The organism is Collinsella sp. LCP19S3_C9, from assembly GCF_052121575.1.
In the GTDB taxonomy this organism is placed as follows: domain Bacteria; phylum Actinomycetota; class Coriobacteriia; order Coriobacteriales; family Coriobacteriaceae; genus Collinsella.
This window is the reverse complement of the sequence record NZ_JBQKDZ010000003.1, coordinates 121,096-144,241: the sequence shown is the minus strand read 5'-3', so window position 1 is coordinate 144,241 and position 23,146 is coordinate 121,096. Positions and strand designations below refer to the sequence as shown.

Genomic DNA, 23,146 nt, shown 5'->3' with positions numbered 1-23,146 from the left:
ACCCTGCGATGTTGAATTGGTGCCCTGTGCCTTTAGGGGCGTAGCGATGTTATGCTCTAACCTCGATGGTTCGAATGATTCCGAAAAGAGGATGCCGTGATTTGCCCGCATTGTCTCAAGACCATAGAGGACGGCTCCTCGTTCTGCCCCTATTGCAATACCTATGTTGGCCCGGGCGATGGCCCCGAGCACACCGAGTTTGTGTTCTGCGAAGGCTGCGGTGCCCGTCTGTCGCCGCATGACCGTACCTGTTCCAAGTGCGGGCGCCCTGCCCCGGGCATTCTCTCCGAGGATGCGGCCGCATCCGACCTGGCTGCTGGGCGCACGGCTGGTTTTCCCCGCCTGACGCAGGAGCAGATCGATACCGAGGTGCCCCATGCGCCGGCCTCTGCCGCCGCGGTACTTTCCGATGCCGCCGATCCCAATGAGACCTGCGTGCTGCCGGCTTTCGACAGGGATTTTGGCATTCCCAAGGTCGATATCCCGCTGCCGGTGTCCCTTCGTGACGACGCTCAGTCCAAAAATCAAAAACCCAAGCGCAAGGTGCATCCGGACGAGGATGCCTACCACAAGCACAAGCGCCGTATTCCCAAGCCGCTCATCGTCATCGCGTTGCTCGCTGCCGTGTGCGGCAGTGCCTATTGGTTTGTGACGTCGGACCCCATGGGCGTTATGCCGGGCTTTTACGACCAGTTTGGCCAGGCCGCCAAGACGACGTTCCCCTCGCGCCAGAAGGGCGAGGCTACCGAGGAAGAGACTAAGTCCGACGATACCGCCGAGGTGGTCCAGGAGGAGACCGTCCTTTCCGACGACCAGCTCTATACCAAGCTCGACGGTCTGTATCGGACGATCGTGTCGTATGGCGACGATGATCAGATCGGCGAGGTTGTCGACTCGTTTAACAGCGGGTACCTGCGCACGCCGCTCTCCACGCGTCAGGAGCTGTCGCAGAGCGCTTATGCCCTGCGCGACCAGATCAAAAAGACCCAAGACGAGCTCAACAACCTTAAGGTGCAAGATGATACCGTCTACGCGGAGGATATCGAGCACCTCAAGCAGCTTGCCGAGTGGATGTACGAGCGCGTCGACATGATCTGCCAGAGCTGGGATATCTCGCTGTCCATTCCCGATGGCGAGTCGCTGAGCGCCCGCCAGAGTGAAATCTTGGCGCCCATCGCACAGGGCGGCAACAGCGCCCTTAACCAGTACGATGCCAATGTGAGCGCCTGGAAGCCGCAGCCGCGTTCGTAATTTGTTGCCCTCCGACGGCATAACCTGCGTGCGCAATTGATGGAAGCCCGTGCTTATTGCTACAATTCGTACAAATATGCTTTAAACGCACGAGGAAGGAACCGCATGTTTGGTTTTAAGAAAGAGCTTTATACGCCCGAGTACCAGCTCGCTGGTGACGAGTGTGCGATCATCGAGACGTCGAAGGGTACGATCAAGGTCAAATTTGACGGCGAGGGCGCTCCCATCCATGTGGCGAACTTCTGCGAGCTTTCCACCATGGGCTTTTATGACGGCCTTAAGTTTCACCGCTATGTGCCCGGCTTTGTAATCCAGGGCGGCGACCCCAATACCCGCGATATGTCCGGCGCTGACGTCGCCGCTGGCCTTGAGGGCCCCGACGGTATGCCCGGCACCGGTGGCCCCGGCTACTGCATCAAGGGAGAGTTTGCCACCAACCCGCGCAACAGCCATGTGGACGGTGCGCTTGCCATGGCGCGTTCTATGGATCCCGATTCCGCGGGCTCCCAGTTCTACTTCTGCCTGGGAGCCCAGCACAATCTGGATTCCGGTTACACCGTCTTTGGCACCACGGTCGAGGGCCTCGACGTGATTTCGCAGCTGCGTGCCGGCGACGAGATCGTCCATGTCGAGATCGTTCACGAGTAAAAGGGGACTTCCTTGAATAGCCAGCTGATTCAACAGGGTCGAGCCGCTTATCGTGCGGGCGACTTTTCTGCAGCCGCTCAGATGCTCGGTGCGGCAAAGACCCCCAGCGAGATCATGGGCGAGGCCGACCATCTGCGTGGCAACGCTCTGATGCACCTGGGTATGTACGCCGAGGCTGCCGAGGCGTACGCGGCCGCCCTCAACGACGGCACCTATGGAAAGCGCGGCGCGCTGCTCACCAACCGCGGCAAGGCGCTCGCTGCCGTGGGTGACTATGTGACCGCAGCCCAGGCGTTCTCCGCCGCAACGCAGGATGCTTCCTACGCCACGCCGTTTAAGGCCTATCTGGGTCTTGGCAACGCGCTGTTCCAGTCGGGCGATTTCGCCAATGCAGGCACTGCCTTCCGCCAGGCCGCCATCGATGGCGCCAATCCAGCCCCCGCGGCCGCCCTTGGCGAACTCGGCCGCTGCTTCATCAAACTTGGCCGACCGGCGGACGCCGTGGAGACCTATCGCACCGCTATCGACTTTGCCGGTCCGCGCGATGACACGCGTGCGCTTAACGCGGGTATGGGCGAGGCGCTTTCCGCCGCGGGTCGTCCTTCCGAGGCGCTCGATGCCTTTAATGCCGCCACCGCCGACGGCATCTATCAGCTCACACCCGAGCAGGCCGATGAGCTTGCCCGCGTGCACGATTCACTTGCCGCGCTTTCGGCCCAGACCGCCATGGCCACGGCCCCGGCGCCCGCCATGGATACGACTGCTGTCGATTCGCTCGATCCCACGGGTGCCACTGGCCAGTTTATGCCCGATCCCTCCGACACGGGCTTCTTTACGCTGTCCGAGTCCGAGATGGTCCAGCAGGATCGTCGGGACCGCAAGCAGGCCAAGGTCCGTCGTCGCCATCGCCATACGGGCCTCAAGGTCTTCCTGGTTTTGCTTCTGCTGATTGTTCTTGCCGCGGGCGGTTTGGGCTTTGCCTACACGCGCGGCATGGGTATCCCCTCGCAGGAGTCCGTCATCAACGATCTGTTCCAGGCTGCCGGCGACGGTGATACCGCCAAGGCCGAGTCCTGCCTGGCCTCCAGCCTGTCCGAGGACGCCAAGGCGATGATTATCTCCTCGATCCCGCAGGGTGCCACCGTCTCCATCGAGGGCATGGATCAGTCCATGACCGAGACCACCGCGAAGGTGAAGGCTTCCCTGTCCAAGGGCGGCGAGCAGGAATATACCGTCAAATTCGTGCGCTCCGACAACCATATCGGCTGGGCGGTATCTTCGCTCGACATCGATTTCTCGGCCGCTGACAACCAGTAGTGACCTTATGAGATTTGGCGCTGCCCGGTGCTTCACCGCAAGTGAGGTGCCGGGCTTGCGCTAGTATGATGGGCTAGTAGTTTTCCAGCAATCATCCAACACATCAGGAGTTGCGTTGTTTTCTTTGATGGACATGTTCTTCGGTAGCTATGCGGGCGATCTAGCCATCGACCTCGGCACCGCCAATACGCTTGTCTCTGTGCGCGGCAAGGGCATCGTCATTCGCGAGCCTTCCGTCGTCGCCATCGACAAAAACGACGAGCGCATTCTTGCAGTCGGTATCGAGGCCAAGCGTATGCTTGGCCGTACGCCCGGCAACATTGTGGCCGTGCGTCCTCTTAAGGATGGCGTCATCGCCGACTTCGATGTCACCGAGGCCATGCTTCGCTACTTCATTGATAAGGCTTCCGAGAAGCGCTATCCGTGGACCCCTCGTCCGCGCGTTGTCGTATGCGTTCCCTCTGGTGTCACGTCGGTCGAGAAGCGCGCCGTGTTCGAGGCTACGATTCAGGCAGGTGCCCGCCAGGCCTATCTGATCGAGGAGCCCATGGCCGCGGCTATCGGCGCTGACTTGCCTGTCGAGGAGCCGACCGGCTCCATGGTCATTGACATCGGCGGCGGCACCACCGAGGTCGCCGTTATCGCCATGGGCGGTATCGTCGTGTCGCAGTCCATCCGCATTGCCGGCGACGAGTTCGATCAGGCTATCCTCACGCATGTTCGCGATGCCTACAATTTGGCCATCGGCGAGCGCACGGCCGAGGACATTAAGATTAAGGTCGGCTCTGCCGTGCCGCTCAAGGACGAGCTCGACGTCGAGGTCAATGGCCGCGACGTGATCACGGGCCTGCCCAAGACCGTGCGCATCGAGAGCGAGGAGATTCGTCGTGCGCTCAATAAGCCGCTCGACGAGATGGCCAAGGCCGTCAAGGACGCACTCGACGCCACGCCGCCCGATCTTGCCTCGGATCTTATGTACTACGGCATTCTGTTGACCGGCGGCGGTGCGCTGCTGCGCGGCCTCGACGTCCGCTTGCGCGACGAGACAGGCGTTTCGGTCAACGTGAGCCCCACGGCGCTCGACAACGTCGTAAACGGTTGCGCCCGCGTGCTCGAGGCCAACGCGTTTGACGGCGGTTTCGTCCAGACCAATGCTTAATTTCCAAAAGGTGGATTCCATTTGGCACGATCTTCGGGTTTCTCTTCAAATCTGAATACCAAACGACAATCAACGGGTATGCGCCCGTTGATTGTTTTCAGCCTGATTTCTGTGTTGCTGCTCACGTTTTACATTCGAGAGGGCGAGGCCGGGCCGATACATGCCGTGCGTTCGGGCGTCACGACAATCACCTCTCCGGTGCGTTTCGTTGGCTCGGCGGTGGCGGCGCCATTCAATGCCATCGGCAACGTGTTCTCCAACCTCACCGCCTCGCAGGAGTCGCTCGACGACCTTAAGAAGCAAAACGAGGTCCTCACTTCCAAGGTCGCGGAGCTTTCCGAGGCCCAAAAGACCGCTGAGCGCCTTGAGGGTCTTGTGGGCCTGCAGTCGACCTATAACCTCAAGTCCACTGCGGCTCGTATTGTCGGAGCCTCGGGTGACGCCTGGACGTCGACCGTCACCATCGATAAGGGTTCTGCCGACGGCCTTACCATCAACATGCCCGTGACGAGCTCGGCCGGCGTCATCGGCCAGATTATCGAGGTTTCGGCCAAGACATCGACCGTGCGCCTGATTGGCGACGAGAACTCTGGTGTGTCCGCCATGGTGCAGGACACGCGCGCACAAGGCATGCTACAGGGCCAGCCCGATGGCACGCTGCGTCTTGAGTACGTGAGCGTCGACTCCGATGTTAAGGTGGGCGATATCATCGTGACCTCGGGCATCGGTGGCGTGTTCCCCAAGGGACTGCCGCTTGGCACCGTGTCTTCGGTCGAGAAGTCGGCTAACGACGTGTACTACACCATTGTGGTACGTGCGCAGACCACGGCCGAGAACAATGAGGAAGTGCTCGTCATCACCTCGCTCACCGACGAGCAGTCGGCTTCGGACGAGGACGTGAGCTCGGCCAATAGTACCCCGCAGGGCACGTCGCGCGATGCCGCGACTCAGTCTAAGGACGAGAAATCGGATGATGATTCCGACACGTCCGAAGCTTCCGATTCTGGATCGAGCGAATAGGGAGGCATGTCCATGGATCTACACGAGCAGGGGACTGGCTCCCGCGCCTTTGCAATCGCCGCTATCGTCTGCGTGCTGCTGCAGGCGGGACTGGCTCCGCAAATCTCCATCGCGGGCGGCCGCGTCAACTTTATGATTATCTTGGTGTGTCTGAGCGTGTTTTCGGGCGACCCTACGCGTGCCGTCGTATGCGGCTTTTGCAGCGGTCTGTTTTACGACCTTTCCGCCGCCGTGCCGGTGGGCGTTATGTCGCTGCTGCTGACCGTGGGCAGTTTTGCTTTGGTGCACAGCGCGGCTGGTCAGACGGGCGGCTCGCCGAGCGCTCGCGGCATTACCGTGGGCGCCTTTGCGCTTGCCATCAACGTGGTCTACAGCATCATCTTGCTGTTTATGGGTCTGGAGACGAGCTTTGTGGTGGCCATCTTTGGGCACGCTCTGCCGTCATCGATCCTGACGGGCTTGATTGCCATTCCGTTTTTGATGTTCGGCGCCGCTCCGCAGTCTGGCTATGGGTTCTCCGCGCGCGGTGGGCGTCAGACGGGCATGCGCTTTAAGCCCAAGACCCGTAAGCTCAAATAGGGGAGGCCTCAAGATGTCTTCCCAGTTGACGGTTGTTGTCGCCGGTATCGCGCTGGTCGTGGCCATTGTGGTCGCGCTGGTCATCATGCGCCGCGGCGACTCCCGCTTTACCTACGACACACAGCACGGAACGGCCCCGCGCGCCACCGAGGGCGAGGGCAATACGGCCGCCACGGCCTTCAAGGGCCGTTTTTCCATCCTCACCACGGGCGTGGGTGCCATGTTTGCCGCGCTTGCCGTTAAGCTGTGGGGCATGCAGATGGTCTCGTCGGACTACTACGACAAGCAGGCCAAGAGCAATCAGACCCGTACCGTTACCACGCCTGCCGTGCGTGGCCGCATCTTGGACCGCAACGGCGTCGCACTGGTGCAAAACCGCCCCTCGCTCGCCGTCGTCGCCTATCGCGATCTTGCCGACGACAAGGTGCTGGTGCGTCATCTTGCCAACGTGCTCGGCATGCCGTATGTCGCGGTGCTGCGCAACATCCAGGACAATTCCGAGGGCGCGCAGAGCCTGCATACGATCGCGACTGACGTGCGCCGCTCTACCGTCGCCTACATTCAGGAGCACGCCGGCGAGTTTCCCGGCGTGAAGATCGCCGAGCGCACCGAGCGCCAGTACCCGTATGGCGAGACCGCCTGCCACATTTTGGGCTATACCGGCACCATTACCTCCGAGCAGCTCGAGGCGCAGAACAAGAAGTCGTCGGACGGCAACGAAAGCGCGGCTGGCCAGATCTCGTATCAATCGGGCGATATTGTGGGTCAGGCGGGCGTAGAGATTTACTACGAAAATCTGCTGCAGGGCATTCGCGGTGAGCAGACCGTGAAAGTTGACGCCTCGGGTAACGTTACCGGTCAAGCCGGCGCCGTTCCCGCCAAGGCCGGTTCTGACATTAAGCTTACGCTCGATCTTAAGATTCAACAGGCCTGCGAGACGGCTCTGGCGAACGCCATTGAGCTTGCCAAGACTACGGGCCATAGCAATGCCGGCAACGGTGCCGTGGTGTGCCTCGACCCCAACAACGGCGAGATCCTGGGCATGGCAAGCGAACCCAAGTTTGATCCTTCTGTCTTTATCGGCGGCGTTTCCAATGACGTGTGGACCGAGCTTAACGATGACGAGGGCTCGCATCCGCTGCTCAACCGCGCCATTAGCGGCCAGTACATGTCCGCCTCGACCATCAAACCCCTCTCGGCGTTGGCTGGCCTCGAATTTGGCACGTACACTTCGAGTCAAACGACCAACTGCACGGGATATTGGACCGGCTTGGGCAAATCTTGGGGAAAGTACTGCTGGCTGCACTCCGGCCACGGCACGATGACGCTGCAGTCCGGTATCGCCAACTCCTGCGACCCCGTGTTCTACGATATGGGCAAGGCCTTTTTCTACAACGATCAGCATCCCGAAGGCCTGCAAGAGGTCTTTCGCCGTTGGGGCCTGGGCAAGACCTGCGGCATCGACCTGCCGAGTGAGGGCGCGGGCCGCATTCCCGATGCCGAGTGGAAAGAGTCGTACTTTACCGACGCCTCGGCCGAGGACCGCAAGTGGAATGCCGGCGATATGACCAACATCGCCATCGGCCAGGGCGACATTCTGGTGACACCGCTGCAGATGGCCTGCGCCTACATGGGTATTGCCAACGGCGGCAAACAGTATGTGCCGCATGTGTTCTTGTCTGCTGTCTCGCGTGATGGCGACGGCGATGCCTACAAGTACAACGGCAAGGGCAAAAAGAAGCGCCTTGAGGCCCAAATTAACAACGATGCCGATCTTGCGCTGGTCCGCAACGGCATGCACGATGTGATTTACTCGGCGTCGACTTCGACCGCCGCGCACTTTAACTCCCTGACCCCTACGGTCTACGGCAAGTCCGGCACGGGCGAGAAGAGCGGCGAGGACGATTACGCGTGGTTTTGCGCCTACGCGCCGGCCGATGACCCCAAGTATGTGATCGCCACTGTCTTGGAACAGGGCGGTGGCGGCTCCGATACCGCGCTGCACGTTGTGCGCGATGTCCTCGGTGCGATTTATGACGAGCCCGACACGTCGACGGCCACGGGCGATTCCTCGGTTCGATAGGAGGTTGCGATGGACTTTTCGCCGGCGGACCTGTTCCGCTCAACCAAAACCGGCTCTCGCAGCAGCCTGGACCGCGTCAACAAGCAGATTTCCGCATCGCGCGGAACGTTTCGCCAAAAGGTGCACGTCGGCGTGCTGTTGGCGACTGTGGCGCTCGTCACCTATGGCGCCATTATTATCTGGTCCGCCTCGCAGTTTAAAGCCGATGCCTCGTTCTCGCGTCACCTGCTGGGTATCGGTATTGGCGCGGTGCTGGCGGTGCTCGTCTGGCGCACCGACCTGCGCGGCATTTCCAACTTTTCGACGGCCCTGCTCGTCATCGATCTCATCGTGATCTTCTCGCCTAAGATTCCGGGCCTGTCCTACACGGGCGGCTTGGGAATGACGGGTTGGATCAAGATTCCCGGTATCGGTTTAACATTCCAGCCCGTTGAGCTTGCCAAGCTCATCACCATCTTCTTTATGGCCACGCTGGGCTCGCAGTACAACGGGCGCATCGATACCGCTCGCGACTACATTAAGCTCTGCGGCATGCTGTCCGTTCCGTTTTTGGCCGTCGTCGCCATGGGCGATTTGGGCTCGGGTCTGGTCGTGCTGGTGTCGGGCGCCATCGTCATCTGCATGAGCGGTGCGCGCCGCGAATGGGTGCTGTCGACTTTGGCTCTGCTCGTGGGTTTGGTGGCGCTCGTCCTGGCGCTCGATTCGGTCTTCGATTCGCTGCTCGGCCACGATGTGCTCATTAAGCAGTACCAGATGAATCGTCTGACGGTCTTCATCGACCCCGACAACGCCGATTCGGACGATGCGTACAACCTGCAGCAGTCGTTGATCGCGGTCGGCTCGGGCGGTTTCTTTGGTAAGGGCCTGGGGCATGCGACACAGTCGGCCGGCGGCTTTCTGCCCGAGTTCCATACCGACTTCGTCTTCGCCTTTTTGTCAGAGACGTTCGGCTTCTGCGGTTCCTTTTTGTTGCTGTGCCTGTACGTGCTGCTCATCTTCTCGACGATTCGCGTCGCCTTTAAGTGCGAGTCTCTGTTTCTACGCTTGTCATGCGTGGGTATTGTCGGCATGTGGGCATTTCAGACGTTCGAGAACATCGGCATGTGCATTGGCATGATGCCGATTACCGGTATTCCGCTGCCGTTCATTAGCTTTGGTTCGTCGTCGATGATGATCCAGTTGTTGACGGTGGGTATCGTACAATCCATATGGCGGCATCGTTCGGGCGCCGCGTAACCGCTGGAGGGGTTTGCCATGAAGATTCCCGTGGAAAAGCTGACTCGCGCTTTTAAAATGGGCGCGACCACCAAGAGGGATTCCGATACGCCGGTGCGCGTTTCGGTCTACCTGGATTCGACCGCCTCGCGTTTTTTGGTCGAGACGGTGCGCGATGCCTTTGTGCCGCAGACGACCTCGGGTATTGTGCGCGTTGAGCGTCTGGGGGAGGAGCGTATCGTCCCCAAGACCGATACCGACGTGGTGCTGGTGCTTTCGTGCGGATCTGAGCGCCTTGAGAGTGCTGTACAGGAGCTCGTCATTGCCGGCGCGCCCGTGTGCGTGCTGGCCGAGTCCGCTGTCGAGGTGCCTTTTATCCAGGAGTCCACGCCCATGCTTGGCGTGGTAGCGGCCACCGATAAGACGTATCTGCTCGAGACACTCGCCCGCTGGATCCTGGACCGTACGGAAAAGGAGACGGCCTTTGCGGCGAACTTTGCCTTTATGCGCATCGCCGCCGCCAACCGCATCATCACCTCGTGCGCGCTTACCAATATGGCGACGGGCGCGCTGGTGTTTTTGCCGGGGGCCGATTATCCCGTTATGGCGCTGGCGCAGGTTGGCATGCTCTTTGAGCTTGCGGCTATCTTTGGGCGCGGCATTAAGCCCGAGCGCGGCTATGAGGTCGCGGGTGTGCTTGCCGGCGGTCTGGTGATTCGCGCCGTCACCCGTGCGCTGGTGAAGCAGACGCCGCATATCGGCTTTGCCGTCAAGGCGCTCTCCGCCGCCCTCGGCACCTATGGCATGGGTCGTGCGCTCGTGTCTCTCTACGAGCGCGATATCGACTACAGCCGTGCCAACGAGGTGGTTGCCGCCACGTTCTCGCGCGTCCGCGACCTGGTGACCACGGTTGCCGGCGCTACCCGTCCCATGAATCCTTTTGAGGATGCATCCGATCTCGCTGCTTAGGGGTTTCTTTTGCGCGTTCCATACCAAGACTGTTTTCATTTGATTGAGCCGCTGCTCGCGAAGGTCGAAAAGCCGAGTCGCTATATCGACCACGAGTGGGGTACGCTCTCCAAGGCCGATGCCGACTATCGTTGCTGCATGATTTACCCGGACGTGTACGAGGTCGGCCTGCCCAACCAGGGTATCGCCATCCTGTACAACATCCTTAACCAGGCCGAGGGCATCTCCTGTGAGCGCGGTTATGTGCCGTGGCCCGATATGGGCGATGCCATGCGCGAGGCCGGTATCCCGCTGCTGTCGCTCGAGGGCGCAGCGCCCGTGGCCTCGTTTGATATCGTCGGTATGCATGTGCCGCACGAGATGGCCGTGACAAACTTTCTCGAGGCGCTCGACCTCGCCGGCATTCCGCTGCTGGCTGCTGACCGCACCGAGGACGATCCCATCGTCGTCGCCGGCGGACCTTCGGTTTATAACCCCGAGCCGTATGCGGCCTTCTTCGATGCCATCCTGATTGGCGAGGGTGAGGAGTCGCTGCTCGAGATCTGCCAGTTGCATCGCCGCTTGCGTGACGAGGGCGTCCCGCGCGCCCAGATTGTCGAGCGGCTCGCGACCGTCTCCGGTACCTACGTGCCGTCGCTGTACGAGGTACGCTATGACGAACCCTGCTCACCGCATGGCTACACCGTGCCGCGTGAGGGTAAGGACGTCCCGCCGGTGGTCTACAAGCGCGTCGTCGAGGACTTTGGCGCTACCAATCCATTGTCGCAGTCGTGCGTGCCCTATGCGCAGCTCGTTCACGATCGCCTGTCTATCGAGATCCTGCGCGGCTGCGCTCGCGGTTGCCGTTTTTGCCAGGCCGGCATGACGTATCGCCCGGTGCGCGAGCGCTCGGCCGACCAGATCGTGTCCTCGGTGATCCAGGGCCTGGAAAAGACCGGCTATGACGAGGTGTCGCTTACCTCGCTTTCGACCACCGATCACTCCTGCATCCGCGATGTGCTCGGTCGCCTTAACCGCCGCCTGGAAGATACGGGCATTCGCGTGTCCATTCCCTCGCAGCGCCTGGATTCGTTTGGCGTGGATATGGCCGAGTCGGTCGCCGGCGAAAAGAAGGGCGGCCTGACGTTTGCCCCCGAGGCCGGTAGCCAGCGCATGCGCGACATCATCAACAAGAACGTGACCGAGGAGGACGTGGACCGCGCGGCCAAGGCGGCCTTCGAGGCCGGCTGGAACCGCATGAAGCTCTACTTTATGATGGGTCTTCCCGGCGAGCGCGATGAGGATATCGTGGCCATCGCCAACCTGGCCGACCACGTGCTGGAACTCGGCCGCTCCGTGGTGCCCAAGGCGCGCCGCGGCTCCATCTCGGTGTCCATCTCGGTGTCGGTGTTTATCCCCAAGGCCGCCACGCCTTTCCAGTGGTGCCCGCAGCTCGATTACGACGATGTCAAACGCCGCCAGAAGCTCCTCATTACGAGTGTTCGCAACCGTGCGGTCCGCGTGCACTACCACGATGCCGAGACCTCGCTTATCGAGGCGGCGCTGTCTCGTGCAGGCCGCGACATGACGCCTGTCATCATCGATGCCTGGCGTGCCGGTTCGCGTTTTGACGCCTGGGTGGAGCATTTCTCGCTCGATAACTGGAAGGAGGCCGCGGCCAAAAACGGCATCGACCTCAACGAGCTCGTGCACCTGCCCTACGAGCTGGACTGGCACCTGCCCTGGGAGCACGTGAGCCCCGGCTGCTCGCGTGGCTTCCTCGAGCGCGAATACCGTCGCTCGCTGGAGGGTGTCACGACGCCCGACTGCACCCGCACGTCGTGCACCGGCTGCGGAATCTGCCCCACGCTCCACGCCAAGAACGTATTGGTGGGTGATCGCGCATGAGTGAGCGCTTGACCGACAACCCCACGCTCTTTAGGCTTCGCGTTCGCTACGGCAAGCGCGATCGTCTCAAGTACCTGGGCCACCTGGAACTAATCCATACCATTGAACGCATCGTGCGTCGCGCGGGCCTGCCTTATGCTGTCACGCAGGGCTTCTCTCCGCACATGCGCGTGGGTTTTTCCTCGGCGCTGCCCGTGGGCACGTCGTCGACCTGCGAGTGGTATGACCTGTTTATGACCGAGTTCGTCGCACTCGACGAGGCCTTTGGGCGCCTGGCCGCGGCATCTCCGGCCGATTTGGCGCCCATCGAGGCCGCCTACATCGACGTGCGCACGCCGGCGCTGACGGCGCAGCTCACGCGCCTGTCGTATCGTATCGACCTGCATCTGGACCCTGAGTCACCCGTGAGCGCCGATGAGGTGCGCGCCGCAATCGACACGTTGCGCGCGGCCCACGGCATCGATTATGCGCGCGGCAAAAAGAGCAAGCGCCTGGACTTGGACCATACGCTCGTGGGCTACGAGCTTAAGGCGGGGGAGCGCCCGGACCATCTGGTGCTCATACTCGACACCCATGCCGACAACGAGGGCTCCATGCGTCCGGAAATTTTGCTTTTTGCTGCTGATGTTTTGTTGCAGGGCTTGACCCCGGGCGTCGATGCACCTATTGTTTCCACCGGTATGCAAGACCTCGTGACCATCTGCTCCTACGATGTCGAGCGTCAGAATCAAGCATGCGAAGACGACGAGGGCCGACTCGTCAGCCCCATACCTGTGCGAACTTGTGGATTTGCTCCACATACTCGTTGACGGGGGTATTATCGCCTGCTACTATATTCGGCTGTTGCACTAACTGATGCATGAAGGGCAAGTAAACATGTACGCAATCGTTAACACGGGCGGCAAGCAGTACAAGGTCGCCACCGACGATGTCATCACCGTCGAGAAGATCGAGGGCAATGAGGGCGACAAGGTCACCCTGCCGGTCATCTTCCTCAACGATGGTAAGAAGATCGTCACCGATCCCGACAAGCTGGCCAAGGCCAAGGTTACCGCTCAGATCGTTGAGCAGTTCAAGGGCGAGAAGCAGCTGGTCTTCAAGTTCCACAAGCGTAAGCGCTATCGTCGTCTGAAGGGTCACCGTCAGCAGCTCACCAAGCTGAAGATCGTGAAGGTTCAGGCTACCTCCCGCGCCAAGAAGGCTGTCAAGGCAGAGGCTGAGGCTGTTGCCGAGGCTCCCGTCGCCGAGTAGATTACACTCGTAACGAAAGAGTAGGTATACACAATGGCACACAAAAAAGGACTCGGTTCCTCCCGTAATGGCCGTGACTCCCGCGGTCAGCGCCTTGGCACGAAGCGCTTCGCCGGCCAGACGGTAACCACGGGCACGATTCTCGTCCGTCAGCATGGCACGCACATCCACCCGGGTGCGAACGTTGGCCGTGGCAAGGACGACACGCTGTTCGCGCTGGTCGACGGTACCGTTGAGTTCCACAAGGGTATCAAACACAGGGTCAGCGTACGCCCGCTCGCGAACGCGTAATTCACCCTTCATAGAGCACATATGTGGGAGGCACTTGAGTTTTAGGATTCAAGGGTCTCCCTCTTTTTTGTAGGAGGCGATTCTGTTGTCACAGTTCACCGATATCAGCCGCATTAACGTTTGCGGCGGCGACGGCGGAGCCGGATGCATGTCGTTTAGGCGCGAGGCATTTGTTCCCAAGGGCGGCCCCGATGGCGGCGACGGCGGCCGTGGCGGCAATGTCGTCATCCAGGCCGATGCTCAGCTGTCTTCGCTGATCGATTACCGCTTTAAGCATCACTTCCGTGCCGAGCGCGGCACGCACGGCCAGGGCGCCCGTCGCAATGGCAAGAGCGGCGAGGACCTGATTTTGAAAGTTCCCATGGGCACCGTAGTCCGCGAGCTCGATCCCGAGACGCAGACCCCGATGTTCGAGATTGCCGACCTGGTGCACGATGGCGAGCGTGTTGTCGTGGCGCCCGGTGGGGCCGGCGGTCTGGGCAACACCCACTTTGTGACGTCGGTGCGCCGCGCGCCCGCGTTTGCCCAGCTGGGTGAGCCTGCCGAGGAGCACTGGATCGAGCTCGAGATGAAGCTTATGGCCGATGCCGCGCTCGTGGGCTTTCCCTCGGTGGGCAAGTCCTCGCTCATCGCGCGCATGAGTGCCGCCCGTCCCAAGATTGCCGACTACCCGTTTACCACGCTTGTGCCCAACTTGGGCATGGTGCGTGCCGGTGAGTACTCCTATGTCGTCGCCGACGTACCGGGCCTCATCGAGGGTGCGAGTGAAGGCAAGGGCCTGGGTCACCAGTTCCTGCGCCATATTGAGCGCACTGCTTTGATCATGCACGTTGTCGATATGACGGGCGGTTTTGAGGATCGCGACCCGGTCGAGGACTATCGCATCATTAACCGTGAGCTCGAGCAGTATGGTGCCGAGCTCTCGGAGCGCCCACAGATCGTTGTCGCCAACAAGTGCGATGCGCCGGGCACGGCCGACAAGATTGCCGACCTTAAGCGCGCGGCGCTCGACGACGGCCATATGTTTTTTGCCGTTTCCGCCGTGACGGGTGCCGGCCTCAACACGCTGATGCTTGCCGTGGGCGAGCAGGTGGCTAAGCTCCGCGCGGAGCTTGCGGTTTCCGATGAGCCGGTCGATCTGCGCGACGAGGAGTGGGAGCGTCGCCGCCTGCAGCGCGAGAAGCGCTTCCGCATTGTTAAGGAAGAGCCGGGTGCTTTCCGCGTGGTTGGTCGCGCGATCGAGCGCATGGTTATCCAAACCGACTGGGAAAACGAGGAAGCCGTCATCTACCTGCAGCATAAGTTTGCGCGCATGGGCGTTGACGACGCGCTCGAGAAGGCCGGCTGCCGTGCGGGCGACGAGGTTCGCATTTGCCAGCGCGCCTTTGACTTTGAGGGCGCCGAGGATTTCTCGGAATACGAGGACGAGCTCGAGGATGCTGGCGTTGAGGTTATTGACGTAGCGGCCGAGGATGCGGACGTGGCTCATGTCACCGAGGGCTCCGAAGGCGCTACCGATGTCGACGTTATTGAGACCCCGGAGGGCGAGTAAGCCATGTCGCTGCGCGGTGGAATCGGATTGCCTGAGCTGCCCATCAAGGATGGGCACGAGTTTCGGCTTGGCATTATGGGCGGCACCTTTGACCCGATTCATTACGGGCACTTGGTGACTGCCGAGCAGGCTCGCGAGTCGCTCGACTTGGACGCTGTGCTTTTTATGCCGGCCGGCTCTCCTGCCTTTAAGCTCGACAAACCGGTGACGCCTGCTGAGGACCGTTATGCCATGACAGTCCTCGCGACTGCCGCGAACCCGGCCTTTTTGGCAAGCCGCTTCGAGATCGATCGTGCCGGTGTCACCTATACAGCCGAGACGCTGCGTGCCCTTCGCGAGTTTTACCCTCCACAGGTGAAGCTTTACTTTATTACGGGTGCCGATGCGATTATCGATATTGTGACCTGGCACAATGCTCATGAGATTGCCGAACTGGCAACCTTTATCGCTGCGACACGTCCCGGCTTTGACATCGATACGGCCCGGGCGAGGATTAAGGAATCGGGGCTGCCATTCGATGTGCGCTATATTCAGATTCCGGCGCTGGCAATTAGCTCGACCAACATTCGCAAGCGGGTTGCCCGCGGCATGAGCGTGCGCTATCTTACGAGCGAGTCCGTGCTCGGCTATATCCGTAAACGCGGCCTGTATGCCGATCTTGGGCAAGACGATTTTGATTGACGGGGGGAAACGTTGTCGGTAGAAGATCAGTTTGAGGGCGACGAGCGCGCGCTCTTGACGCGTATCCACGAGTTGCTCGATGTGCGCATGAAGGATAAGCGTAAGCGCTACGTGCATTCGCTCGGGGTTGCCGAGACGGCGCTGCACCTAGCCGAGGTATACGGTGTCGACCGTTTTGATGCCGCCGCCGCCGGCCTGATCCATGACTGGGACAAAGTGCTCTCCGACGACGAGCTGGTCACGCGCGCTCTGCATTACGGCATTAAGATTGCCGGCTCTCCGTCTGCCGCGACGCCGCTTTTGCATGGCCCGGTTGCCGCCTATGAGCTTCTGCAGCTTTTTCCCGAGCTGTCGCCGGCGGTCTTTCAGGCTGTCGACCGTCACACCGTGGGCGCTTGCGACATGACGCCACTCGATATGGTGGTCTTTGTGGCCGATGCCATCGAACCCAACCGCCACGGCGATTATGCCCATGCGCTGCGCAAGATGGTGGGGAAGTCCTCGCTCGACGAGTTGTTCTTCTCCTGTTTTGCGCAGGGTCTGGTCTATGTGATCCAGTCCGGGCGCTATCTTTATCCCACGGCTATTACGATTTACAACCATTACGCCCAGCTGCGCTAGCTCGGGTGCGTCTAGAAAGAGGTATTCCATGGCCGATGAGACCATGACCGACGAGCAGATTCTTGAAGGTGCGGAGCACAAGAGTTTCGTGGCCACGTCCGACCGCACTGCCGCGACGCTCTCCGCCAGCGGTGTCGCCGCCGAGGATGTCGCCCGCGCTGCCGCGCAGGCCGCCTACGACAAGAAAGGCGAGGACGTTCAGGTGCTCGATCTGACTGAGCTTTCCGATGTTTGCGACTACTTTGTCCTTGCTACCGGCACCAACAACCGCCAGGTTGATTCCATCGTCGACGAGATTGAGGAGAAAGTCGCCGAGGCTTGCGGCGAGCACCCGTTTTCCATTGAGGGCCGCGAGCAGAAGACCTGGATGCTCATGGACTACGGTTCGGTTGTCGTCCACGTCTTCACTCCCGAGGCGCGTGAGTTCTACCGCCTCGAAAAGCTCTGGGGCGACGCTCCCCAGCTCTCCCTGGACCTCCTCTAGTAGCTCATTTGGGACGGGGCTTTTTTAGCTACCCTCAAGTATTTCGCCGGGCAGTCGCGTTTTTCCGCGGCCGCCCGGCTTTCTTTTTGCCCAAAAGTAGCTAATTTGGGACGGGGCTTTTTTAGCTACTACCTACCGTTCGCCGAACATCGCGATTTATAGCTCCCAGTACGTTTTTTTCTACTCTGGCTCGGGTAACGTAATTGTCATCTGTAGAGGAGGGGATGCGTATGACTCGGACTGCGCGAGAAATCTCTGTATATGGTTTTTACCATGTCGTCCAAAAGGGATGTGCCGACCAACTCATATTTGAGGATGACGAAGATCGGCTCTATCTGATTCGGCTGATTGCTTCGAAATGCCAGAAGTTTAAAGTGGATGTCATCGCGTGGTGCCTTATGGATAACCATATTCATCTTCTGCTTGACGACGAGCATGTTCATCTGAGCGATTGCATGCATTCGATTACGACGGCGTATGCCATGTATTTCAACTCAAAGACAGGCAGGAAGGGGCCTGTTTTCCAGGATCGATTTAAGAGTGTGCCGATCCTCGATGATGATCAGCTGCTCAACTGCGTGAGATACATTCACGACAATCCCGCGAAGGCGAGGATTGGGACCGCTTCGCTGTATCGATGGAGCAGCTTTCGCGAGTATATGGGATATCCGGGTATCTGTAAAACGGATTGCGTTCTCGGGTTGCTCGGTGACTCTCAGAGATTTTTTGCCTTCAGCACCTCGGGTGAGCCCAATCGCTATTGCTTCCGTGACGGCGCTCATGTGAGCGACACAGATGCGCTGGAGTTTGCGCAGGCTCTTCTTAAGCCGTACGAGCCTCATCACCTTAAGGCTTTGCCAAAGGGGGCGCGCGATGCCTGCATTCGTACTTTGAAGAGCGAGGGCTTTTCGATTAAACAGATCGTCCGTCTTACGGGCATTGGACACTGCACCATACAAAAGGTCAAAGTCAAAAAATAGCTCATTTTGGACGAGGTCTGTGTTGCGACCGCGTCAGGTATGAGTTGGGTAGCTAATTTGGGACGGGGCTATTTTAGCTAACCCTACAAATCGGTTGAGTTTTATTCCGGCCCCGGGTGATTCGCTGCCAGCTGAAGGGTAGCTAAAAAAGCCCCGTCCCAAATTAGCTGCCCCGTACTACCCTGACAATCTAAAGTAGCTAAAAAAGCCCCGTCCCAAATTGACTACTTAGTGGGAGGAGAAGCGGGATTGGCGGCCGAAGGATAGGGCGGTGTCGCCGAACTTGTCTCGGACTGCGTCGATGGCGACGGAGAGGTCACGGCGGTCGCTGGATTGGGCTCCGCGGTCGTCGACTTCGCAAAACAGGTCGGTCTGTATGCCGCCTTGATGATTGAAGTCACTCATGCCTATGCCGGCAAGGCGTACATGCATTCCTTCCTGCCAGATGTTGTCGAGCAACTCGATCGCTACCGCCACAAAGATGTTCTCGTCGTCGGTGGGATGGGGGAGTCGTCGCTGTGCCGAGCGACCGCTGCCGTACGAGTACTTAAGTTTGAGCGTCACCGTGGCGCCGGTAAGTCCCTGGCGGCGCAGGCGACGTCCGACGGATTCGCCCAATAATGCAATCGCCGCTTCGATGTCCCCGCGCTCGGTCAAATCTTTCGCAAAGGTGCGCTCATTGCTTACCGACTTGACCTCACGCTCTTCATCGAGGCTCGTGACTTCGGAAACCTCGAGCCCCAACGCACGCTGGCGCATGCGCTCGCCGTTAACGCCAAAAATCGCAGACAGCGTGGATTCCGGTGCGCGCGACAGCTCGCCCAGCGTGTAAATCCGCATGCGGCGCAGCCGCTCCTCGGCCGAGCGCCCGATACCGCTCATGGCAGAAACAGGTAACGGCGCCAGAAAACGCTGCTCAGTTCCCGGGCGTACGACCGTAAGCCCAAACGGCTTGTCTCGCTCGCTTGCAATCTTGGCCACCGTTTTGTTGCAACCGACGCCGATGGAGCAGGTCACCCCCAGTGCCGCCACGCGATCGCTGATGCGTCGTACGACGAGCAGTGGGTCCTCGGGCGCAAAGCGGCCCGGCGTGATGTCGATAAAGGCCTCGTCAATGGACACGCGCTCAACGCGTGGTGTCTCGTCGGCAAGAATATTCATGACCTGTGCGCTGACCTCGTGGTAGCGATCGAAATGCCCGTGTGTCCAAATGGCCTGCGGACATAGGCGGCGTGCCTCGGCCGAGGGCATGGCGGAGTGCACGCCAAAGCGACGTGCCTCGTATGAGCAGGTGGAGACGACGCCGCGAGATTCGGCGTCTCCGCCCACGATAAGCGGCTTGCCGCGCCACTCGGGATGATCGAGCATCTCCACACTCGCAAAAAACGCATCGAGATCCATCAGACCCACCGCCGGACCCGTCCAGGGCGGCGGCGTGACGCCCGCAGTATCCTCATAACCGTATGTATGTTCGCATCTTTTCATGGCATGAGTATACCGCGCAGCTCATGTGGGGTGCGTGGATGTGCTTGCAAATCGCGAATTCTTGTCTAAGATATGGATTTGCCTTCGACTACACCGAAGAAGTTGGTCTCACGGACTTCACCTGCCCGCGTCGATGGCGTATTATGTTCAACTGTTTGTTTGTAGTTGCAGCCTAAAGCTGCTTGGTTGGAGGAGTTTCCTTTGGCAGTCAAGATTCGCCTTGCTCGTCACGGCGCTAAGAAGCGTCCGTACTACCGTGTCGTCGTCGCCGATTCCCGCGCCCCGCGTGACGGTCGTATCATCGAGGAGGTTGGCCGCTACAATCCGATGACCGCCCCCAAGACCATCAACCTCGATCTCGAGAAGATTGCTGACTGGCAGTCCAAGGGCGCTCAGCTCACCGACGCTGTCGCCGCCCTGGTCAAGGCCGCCAACGAGGGCGAGAAGACCGAGACCGTCGTCAAGAAGTCCAAGAAGCAGCTCGCCAAAGAGGCCGAGGCCGCTAAGGCTGCCGCTGAGGCCGCTGAGGCCGCTGAGGGCGCCGAGGAGTAAATCGTGCCTGAGGTTGACGCTGCACAGCTCGAGGGTGAGGCAATGCTCTCAGATCGCATCGCCGATCTCGTCGAATATCTCGTTGTTCAGATCGTCGACGACCCGGATTCCGTGAGCCTGGAAGTTATCGATGGCGACGATGCCTCAACTATTGAGGTTTCGGTTGCCGAGGATGACGTAGCTAAGGTCATTGGCCGTCGCGGCCGTACCATCAAGGCCATTCGCACGCTCGCCCGTGCACTGGCCGCTCGCCTCGACACTTCCGTCGAGGTAGAGGTTCTGGGCTAGGACCTTGAGGTCCCAGTACAAAAACATCGCCCGTGTGGTTAAGCCGCACGGAAGGAAGGGGGAGGTCCTCGCGCAGCCGCTGCGGGGGCTTCCTTCTGTATTGGAGCCGGGTATGCGTGTCGCTCTGACGCCACCGGCGCTCAAGCGTGACCGCTTTTGCACGGTTACATCCGTTACCGATACGGGCGATGGCGATCTGGTTTCGTTTGAGGGCATTGACGACTTGACGGCCGCCGAGGGCATCACGGGTTGTTTCGTTCTGGCGAACCGTGATGACTTTGAGCTCGATTCACTCGATGCCGCCTATACCGACCTTATGGGTCGCGAGGTGGTTGACGAGCGCTTTGGGTCGCTCGGAACGATCGTTGAGATTATGTCGACGCCCGCCAACGACGTTTGGGTTGTCGAGGGTGATCGGTATGGCGAGGTGCTGATTCCCGTGATCGAGCAAGTTGTGCTCGATCTTCCCGATCGGGGGGCAATATCCGTCCACGTTATGGACGGCTTGATCGATATGGACAAGTAGGGAGGACAACATGCTGATCGAGACCCTTTCGGTCTTTCCCGAGATGTTTGAACCCGTCATGTCCACATCGATTTTGGGCCGTGCCCGCAAGGCCGGCCTTTTTGATTTTAAGGCGTATAACCTGCGCGACTGGACGCACGATCGCCATCGTACCGTCGATGACGAGCCGTACGGCGGCGGTCAGGGCATGCTCATGAAGGTCGAGCCTATTGCCGAGGCAATCGAGGCCATCAGCCCTGAGGGCCCCAAGCCCACCGTGGTGTTCTTTACGCCCTGCGGTGAGCCTTTTACGCAGCATGTAGCCGAGCGCTTGCTCCAAAGCGAGCGCCTGCTGTTTGTGTGCAGCCGTTACGAGGGTGTCGATGAGCGCGCGTATGCCTATGCCGACGAGCGCCTGTCGATCGGCGACTATGTGCTCACGGGCGGCGAGCTGCCTGCTATGGTTGTTGCTGACGCCGTCGTGCGTCTGATTCCCGGCGCGCTTGGTGACGAGATGAGCAACGTTGACGAATCATTCTCGACCGCCGAGGACGGTGGGCTGCTCGAGTACGCGCAGTACACCCGTCCTGCCGAGTTTAACGGCGAGGGCGTGCCTTCCGTGCTTGTAAGTGGTGACCACGCCAAGGTTGACGCCTGGCGCCGCAAGAACGCCATCGAGCGCACCTGTCGCTGGCGTCCCGATTTAATTGAGACGGCGCGCCTTACGCCCCAGGAGCGTGCGTACGCGCAGGAGATTTTGGACGCTTCGTATTCGCAGAGCGAGGAGTGAGAATGGTTCCGTCGCAGCATTCCATGCTAAAGGGCGCGTTTGAGTGGGTCGTGGTCGTCGCGATCGCGCTCGTGGCCACCTTCTTGATTCGCACCTTTGTGGTCGAGCCCTTTGTGGTTCCCACCGGTTCCATGGAGTCCACGATTGAGATTGGCGACCAGATCCTAGCGCAAAAGGTGACGCTTGAGCTCGGCCAGCCTGTCAAACAGGGCGATATTGTGGTGTTCCACAACCCCGATGGCACCTCTGAGCACGATGTGCTCGTCAAGCGGGTCATCGCTACGGCCGGCCAGACGGTCAACCTGCAGGACGGCAAGGTGATCGTTGACGGCCAAGCGCTCGACGAGGACTATACGACGGGCATGAGCTGGCCACTGTCGGTCCAGGCGCCTGGTGCTCAGGTGAGCTATCCCTACACCGTCCCAGACGACTGCGTGTGGGTGATGGGCGACAACCGCGAGAACTCAGCCGACTCACGCTACTTTGGCCCGGTCGACCGTTCGGACCTGATCGCCGTGGCGCTCGTGCGTTACTGGCCGCTCAACCGTCTGGGCGCTATCGACTAAAAACCGCTATAGTACAGTACCTAACCGTGTAATCGTTTCGACGAGGGGATATTAGAGGCATGAACGCTTCATCGCTTTCCTTCCAAGACATCATCCTGCGCCTCCAGCAGTACTGGGGCGAGCAGGGCTGCGTCATTATGCAGCCCTATGACTCCGAGGTCGGTGCCGGTACCTTCCATACCGCGACCACGCTGCGCTCGCTCGGTCCTGCCGAGTGGCGCACCTGCTATGCGCAGCCCTGCCGCCGTCCCGCCGACGGCCGCTACGGCGAGAACCCCAACCGCATGCAGCACTACTATCAGTTCCAGGTGCTCATCAAGCCCTCGCCGGTCAACGCCCAGGAGCTTTACCTGGGGTCTCTTGCCGCCATTGGCCTGGACCCCAACGACCATGACGTCCGCTTTGTTGAGGACGACTGGGAGAGCCCGACGCTCGGCGCCTGGGGCCTTGGCTGGGAGGTTTGGCTCAACGGCATGGAGGTCACGCAGTTTACGTACTTCCAGCAGGTGGGCGGCATCGAGGTCGACCCCGTGCCCGTCGAGATCACCTACGGCCTGGAGCGCATCGCCATGTACGCCCAGGGTGCCAACTCCGTCTATGACCTGGTGTGGAGCTATTTGCCCGACGGCACGCCCATGACCTACGGTGACGTGTTCCTGGAGAACGAGCGCGAGTTTAGCGCCTACAATTTTGAGGTCGCTAACGTCGAGATGATGCGTCAGAAGTTTGACGACTACGAGGCCGAGTGCCACTCCTGTCTGGAGCGCAAGCTGCCGCTGCCCGCATACGACTGCGTCATGAAGTGCAGCCATGCCTTCAACCTGCTCGATGCCCGCGGCGCCCTGTCCGCAGTCGAGCGTGCCAACTACATCCTGCGCGTCCGCGCCGTCGCCAAGGCGTGCTGCGAGGCCTATATGGCCGAGGTCGCCGGAGTTAACGAGAATGCCGACCAGGAAGGCGAGGTGGCGTAAG

General features: G+C 60.2%; 25 protein-coding genes. 24 read left to right on the top strand and 1 reads right to left on the bottom strand.

Features of this window, described 5'->3' with window-relative positions; genetic code table 11:
* Nucleotides 1-96: 96 nt before the first annotated feature.
* From ACTQXI_RS02625 to ACTQXI_RS02540, 18 genes are all read left to right on the top strand, one after another.
* A complete protein-coding gene (locus tag ACTQXI_RS02625) occupies nt 97-1,251 on the top strand; it encodes a zinc ribbon domain-containing protein (RefSeq protein WP_154516175.1) in 1,155 nt (384 codons plus the stop codon).
* A gap of 105 nt (nt 1,252-1,356) precedes the next feature.
* Nucleotides 1,357-1,899 carry a peptidylprolyl isomerase gene (locus tag ACTQXI_RS02620; protein ID WP_154516178.1) on the top strand — a complete coding sequence of 181 codons (543 nt, stop codon included), beginning with the start codon at nt 1,357-1,359 and terminating at the stop codon, nt 1,897-1,899.
* A gap of 12 nt (nt 1,900-1,911) precedes the next feature.
* A complete protein-coding gene (locus ACTQXI_RS02615; protein WP_441548266.1) occupies nt 1,912-3,216 on the top strand; it encodes a tetratricopeptide repeat protein in 1,305 nt (434 codons plus the stop codon).
* A 127-nt stretch (nt 3,217-3,343) separates the two neighbouring features.
* Nucleotides 3,344-4,375 (top strand): rod shape-determining protein, encoded by a 1,032-nt coding sequence (locus tag ACTQXI_RS02610; protein WP_006236061.1) that lies wholly within the window; start codon nt 3,344-3,346, stop codon nt 4,373-4,375.
* Nucleotides 4,376-4,453: 78 nt separating this feature from the next.
* A complete protein-coding gene (mreC, locus tag ACTQXI_RS02605; RefSeq protein ID WP_441548265.1) occupies nt 4,454-5,395 on the top strand; it encodes a rod shape-determining protein MreC in 942 nt (313 codons plus the stop codon).
* Nucleotides 5,396-5,407: 12 nt separating this feature from the next.
* On the top strand, nt 5,408-5,974 hold the full coding sequence (locus ACTQXI_RS02600) for a hypothetical protein (protein ID WP_441548264.1): 567 nt from the start codon (nt 5,408-5,410) through the stop codon (nt 5,972-5,974).
* A gap of 13 nt (nt 5,975-5,987) precedes the next feature.
* On the top strand, nt 5,988-8,057 hold the full coding sequence (gene mrdA / locus ACTQXI_RS02595) for a penicillin-binding protein 2 (protein WP_154516187.1): 2,070 nt from the start codon (nt 5,988-5,990) through the stop codon (nt 8,055-8,057).
* A gap of 9 nt (nt 8,058-8,066) precedes the next feature.
* Nucleotides 8,067-9,293 carry an FtsW/RodA/SpoVE family cell cycle protein gene (locus ACTQXI_RS02590; RefSeq protein ID WP_154516190.1) on the top strand — a complete coding sequence of 409 codons (1,227 nt, stop codon included), beginning with the start codon at nt 8,067-8,069 and terminating at the stop codon, nt 9,291-9,293.
* Nucleotides 9,294-9,311: 18 nt separating this feature from the next.
* Nucleotides 9,312-10,241: a YcjF family protein gene (locus ACTQXI_RS02585; RefSeq protein WP_441548263.1), complete on the top strand. Its 930-nt coding sequence runs from the start codon at nt 9,312-9,314 to the stop codon at nt 10,239-10,241.
* A gap of 9 nt (nt 10,242-10,250) precedes the next feature.
* A complete protein-coding gene (locus ACTQXI_RS02580; protein ID WP_427748094.1) occupies nt 10,251-12,128 on the top strand; it encodes a TIGR03960 family B12-binding radical SAM protein in 1,878 nt (625 codons plus the stop codon).
* A complete protein-coding gene (locus tag ACTQXI_RS02575; protein WP_441548262.1) occupies nt 12,125-12,937 on the top strand; it encodes a TIGR03936 family radical SAM-associated protein in 813 nt (270 codons plus the stop codon). The genes ACTQXI_RS02580 and ACTQXI_RS02575 overlap by 4 nt, the downstream gene beginning before the upstream one ends.
* A gap of 67 nt (nt 12,938-13,004) precedes the next feature.
* On the top strand, nt 13,005-13,379 hold the full coding sequence (rplU, locus tag ACTQXI_RS02570; protein ID WP_035138585.1) for a 50S ribosomal protein L21: 375 nt from the start codon (nt 13,005-13,007) through the stop codon (nt 13,377-13,379).
* A gap of 33 nt (nt 13,380-13,412) precedes the next feature.
* Nucleotides 13,413-13,670: a 50S ribosomal protein L27 gene (rpmA, locus tag ACTQXI_RS02565; protein ID WP_154516202.1), complete on the top strand. Its 258-nt coding sequence runs from the start codon at nt 13,413-13,415 to the stop codon at nt 13,668-13,670.
* An 85-nt stretch (nt 13,671-13,755) separates the two neighbouring features.
* Nucleotides 13,756-15,222: a GTPase ObgE gene (gene obgE, locus ACTQXI_RS02560; RefSeq protein WP_441048366.1), complete on the top strand. Its 1,467-nt coding sequence runs from the start codon at nt 13,756-13,758 to the stop codon at nt 15,220-15,222.
* A gap of 3 nt (nt 15,223-15,225) precedes the next feature.
* Nucleotides 15,226-15,903, top strand: a complete 678-nt coding sequence (nadD, locus tag ACTQXI_RS02555) for a nicotinate-nucleotide adenylyltransferase (protein ID WP_441048367.1) — start codon at nt 15,226-15,228, stop codon at nt 15,901-15,903.
* Nucleotides 15,904-15,990: 87 nt separating this feature from the next.
* A complete protein-coding gene (gene yqeK / locus ACTQXI_RS02550; RefSeq protein ID WP_441048465.1) occupies nt 15,991-16,524 on the top strand; it encodes a bis(5'-nucleosyl)-tetraphosphatase (symmetrical) YqeK in 534 nt (177 codons plus the stop codon).
* A gap of 28 nt (nt 16,525-16,552) precedes the next feature.
* A complete protein-coding gene (gene rsfS / locus ACTQXI_RS02545; protein WP_427726898.1) occupies nt 16,553-17,008 on the top strand; it encodes a ribosome silencing factor in 456 nt (151 codons plus the stop codon).
* 230 nt (nt 17,009-17,238) lie between these two features.
* A complete protein-coding gene (locus ACTQXI_RS02540) occupies nt 17,239-17,988 on the top strand; it encodes a transposase (protein WP_195838550.1) in 750 nt (249 codons plus the stop codon).
* A gap of 228 nt (nt 17,989-18,216) precedes the next feature.
* Here ACTQXI_RS02540 and dinB read toward each other — a convergent pair whose 3' ends face one another.
* Nucleotides 18,217-19,473 carry a DNA polymerase IV gene (gene dinB / locus ACTQXI_RS02535; protein ID WP_427717584.1) on the bottom strand — a complete coding sequence of 419 codons (1,257 nt, stop codon included), beginning with the start codon at nt 19,471-19,473 and terminating at the stop codon, nt 18,217-18,219.
* A gap of 201 nt (nt 19,474-19,674) precedes the next feature.
* Between dinB and rpsP the strand changes: the two genes are divergently transcribed.
* The 6 genes from rpsP to ACTQXI_RS02505 are packed head-to-tail and all read left to right on the top strand — an operon-like array spanning nt 19,675 to nt 23,145.
* The gene (gene rpsP / locus ACTQXI_RS02530) at nt 19,675-20,025 is read left to right on the top strand and encodes a 30S ribosomal protein S16 (protein WP_427717582.1); all 351 of its coding nucleotides are present in this window, start codon (nt 19,675-19,677) and stop codon (nt 20,023-20,025) included.
* A gap of 42 nt (nt 20,026-20,067) precedes the next feature.
* Entirely contained in the window at nt 20,068-20,313 is a 246-nt protein-coding gene (locus ACTQXI_RS02525; RefSeq protein ID WP_154516529.1) for a KH domain-containing protein, read from the top strand.
* Nucleotides 20,314-20,347: 34 nt separating this feature from the next.
* A complete protein-coding gene (gene rimM, locus ACTQXI_RS02520; protein WP_427717603.1) occupies nt 20,348-20,839 on the top strand; it encodes a ribosome maturation factor RimM in 492 nt (163 codons plus the stop codon).
* A gap of 10 nt (nt 20,840-20,849) precedes the next feature.
* Nucleotides 20,850-21,608 (top strand): tRNA (guanosine(37)-N1)-methyltransferase TrmD, encoded by a 759-nt coding sequence (gene trmD / locus ACTQXI_RS02515; protein WP_441548261.1) that lies wholly within the window; start codon nt 20,850-20,852, stop codon nt 21,606-21,608.
* A gap of 2 nt (nt 21,609-21,610) precedes the next feature.
* On the top strand, nt 21,611-22,174 hold the full coding sequence (gene lepB / locus ACTQXI_RS02510) for a signal peptidase I (RefSeq protein WP_441048369.1): 564 nt from the start codon (nt 21,611-21,613) through the stop codon (nt 22,172-22,174).
* A 59-nt stretch (nt 22,175-22,233) separates the two neighbouring features.
* Nucleotides 22,234-23,145 (top strand): glycine--tRNA ligase subunit alpha, encoded by a 912-nt coding sequence (locus ACTQXI_RS02505; protein WP_441048370.1) that lies wholly within the window; start codon nt 22,234-22,236, stop codon nt 23,143-23,145.
* The last annotated feature ends 1 nt before the right edge of the window (nt 23,146 follow it).